General features: G+C 49.8%; 3 protein-coding genes. All 3 read right to left on the bottom strand.

Features of this window, described 5'->3' with window-relative positions; all coding sequences use genetic code 11:
- Positions 1–261: 261 nt before the first annotated feature.
- Complete coding sequence (locus tag G1E_RS25240; protein WP_009681724.1) at positions 262–648, bottom strand: hypothetical protein; 387 nt, start codon at positions 646–648, stop codon at positions 262–264.
- 649 nt (positions 649–1,297) lie between these two features.
- The gene (locus tag G1E_RS25230) at positions 1,298–1,828 is read right to left on the bottom strand and encodes a DUF4303 domain-containing protein (RefSeq protein WP_009681722.1); all 531 of its coding nucleotides are present in this window, start codon (positions 1,826–1,828) and stop codon (positions 1,298–1,300) included.
- 9 nt (positions 1,829–1,837) lie between these two features.
- Positions 1,838–2,884 (bottom strand): RHS repeat domain-containing protein (locus tag G1E_RS25225; protein ID WP_177329621.1); only part of this gene is annotated, 1,047 nt, incomplete at its 5' end.

Raw genomic sequence — 2,884 nt, 5'->3', positions numbered from 1 at the left:
ATCGGGTTGTAGGCGTGCTCAACCAGTGACGAGGTATTGAGGCCGGTGTTGTCCACCTGCGACAGCTTGTTGTGGGACAAGGTCGAGGTAAACTGCCAGGCCTCGCACAGGTTATCGAGGCTCTGCAGTATGTAGTGGCCGCCTTCGGTGCACACCAGGTCCACCTGCTCTTGGATAATGTAGATGTAACTCGCGATATAGGCCTCCGGATACTAAAAAGCTGACTTAGAACGCCCACCCTCAACGAAAAACGCGCAAAGCTTAAAGAATCAGTTCATTAGGAAATTCTCCAACACAATAAATATCGAATAACTTTTTCACCCACTGAACATCGCACACTTTCGATATAGACTCAGCCACCAGCCCTATATCATCCGAAATATATCCTGCAGCATCCGAACTACCAATCAACCCGTATACTTTCTTAAACACATACTCTCGGATATCGCTTACACCCTTTTCATCGCTTTTAGATGAGTATTCAATTTTTTTCAATTCCTCAAATGCACCGGTCCATGCAGAGTCGAAGATGACATCATCGCGCCTATCCAATGCTTCATCCCAATCATGCACACTACACACAACAGCCTCAAAAAAACTATCCTGCTGGATTATGCGCCTCAAATCATCCAAAGAGTCTATTTTCATCTTAGCCCATCCTCTCTAAGCCAATTTTCTATTAAATTGACTGCTGCGCGCGGCGTCAAATTTTCACCAAATACATGGGTTCCGTTCGGCGAAACGACATCAACTTTGTTATGATGCAAATCCTTTTAAACCTCACGATATGCCGCAAAAGGTTGATCATCTGTACCTGGGAAATTGCCTTGCCGAGGCCCGACCGGTCCTCTTTCTGCCTGATGTAGAGGCCAATATTCATGCCCTGGGTTTCCACCTCTAGGTAATCGTGCTGGCCGCGTTTTATCTGGTCTACAAACGGCGAAAAGTCTACCTTTCGACTTTCGCACCGATGGCACATGATGTCCCGATTTGCTCACCACCATACTTTCTCGCACCAACCCCAAAAATCAACTCCTGTGAGGGGGGCTAGACACATAACGATAGAGATTGAAACCTCCATCCAAACCTATCGGATTTGCCCGTGCTTGTTGGGTGGCGCTGTGGATGCTCAGCAAGCGGTCGGCCTCGTCGTACGCGACGTCTTGCCAGGCATCGAGATTGACCTTGGCCATCACGCTCGAGCTACGTATGCAGCTCTGGGCGTTCGCCGATGAGCCCTCATTGGCCGCAACACCAACAATCAGACTAAAAGACAGGGTCCAATAGCCTCATACCATCACTTTTCATACCTGTTAACAAACTCCGCATAAGCGGCAGGCGTACTTAGGACTTTTGCTGAATTATTCTCCACAACCTCAGCCGTATCATCATCCGTAACAGTGACAAATAGTGTTGGATTTTGCACGACAAACGGATCAAAAAAACGCTCCTTACCAAGCTCTTTCAACACGTTCGTCATGGACAAATATAGATTCTCTCTGAAAGCCGCAATTTCATCGCGCCCAGATGCTTCCCTTAACTCCTTGGATATCCCTTTAAACAGATCGCCGCGCCAGGCTTCATATTCCCACTCTGAGGTAGCCCATTGATAGTAACTACGAGACTCATCGCGATCCTCTTCATCCTCATCCTGAAGCTTTAGCTCCAGTGCCTCAAGAGAATTAGCTGCCATTGCAACTGTCATTGCGCTAGTATCTGTATAAAGGGCGAATGTATAGAAATGCTCACTTGGCCGTGCATCATGCAAATCTTTAATTGCCTGCTTCACAATGGACGAAACTTCAACTTCAAAATTCTTCCAATCCATCATCCTCTCCTAGGAACCACCAAAAATTTCAACACCAATTTTTTGCAACTCACCCGTCATGGCGAAAGCTTCCTTATTGAAGGGTAAATCTTGAGCCATAATGGCTTTATCCGCCGCTTCAAGCTTGCCTGCAACCAGCTTCGCGTTCGCTATCGTATGACCTTGGTTTTCTGCCCACATCATGGCAGATGTATCGTGCCCAGGATCGATTTTGTATTTAGCCAGCACCGCCCTACTACGCTCTAGGGCTTTTTGCATGCCTGGAGATCGCGCAAAATCACCTTTGAATACTATATGGTGAGCGTGTGGTCGCTCCATTGTCGCCGGTGGACGTGTTTCCGTCTTCTTCGCGTAGTAAGCCCCCCAGTCTTTTCCAGCACACAGCCCCCAAGCATCAGTCCAGGTAACCGGGTTACGTGTGTACTCATAGAAGTTGAAACTCCCCAATAATCCGATCGGGTCTTGAGCGATAAATCTACCAATTTCGGGATCATAGAAACGATACGTATTGTAGTGCAGGCCGGTTTCGTCATCGAAATACTGCCCCTGAAAGCGCAGATTCTGCTCGACCTGCTTGACGGCCAGATCCTCAATCGCCCCCCACGAACGGTACGTCGCCTGCCAAACGATCTTGCCATCGCTGCCCGTCAGCTCCAACGGCGTACCAATCTGGTCAGTATGGAAGTAATAAAGCTTCTGCGCTTGCCCTTCAGCCTGATCAACCCGCGCCAACGGCGCATAACTACCCGGCTCGTAAAGGTACAGGATGTTCTGCCCAGGCGTTTCCTCCCGCAGCATCCGCAAGCCTTGCCACAGAAAGCGCTTCTGTTCGACCTCGCCGTTGATTTCAGCCCGCTTGGCCACCCGCCGCCCAAGGCTGTCGTAACGGTACTCGCCTCGGCTTGCCAGCTTGCCATTGACCAACGTCTCCGCCCGCACCAGCCGGTTCTCGCAGTCATAGCTAAAGTTCTGCAGCTTGCTATGCCCCGAGCGCTTCTCGATCAGGTTGCCCCACGGGTCGTAGCGGTACTCCTGATCCCGCCACTGTTTGATGCG

Source organism: Pseudomonas sp. TJI-51 (assembly GCF_000190455.2).
Classification (GTDB): domain Bacteria; phylum Pseudomonadota; class Gammaproteobacteria; order Pseudomonadales; family Pseudomonadaceae; genus Aquipseudomonas; species Aquipseudomonas juntendi.
Note: the sequence above shows the minus strand (reverse complement) of the source record. Positions and strands in the feature narration are given on the sequence as shown.

Excerpts from the sequence above, each read along its gene's own strand:
- G1E_RS25230 (WP_009681722.1), bottom strand. The coding sequence starts at position 1,828 with ATGGATTGGAAGAATTTTGAAGTTGAAGTTTCGTCCATTGTGAAGCAG.
- G1E_RS25240 (WP_009681724.1), bottom strand. The coding sequence starts at position 648 with ATGAAAATAGACTCTTTGGATGATTTGAGGCGCATAATCCAGCAGGAT.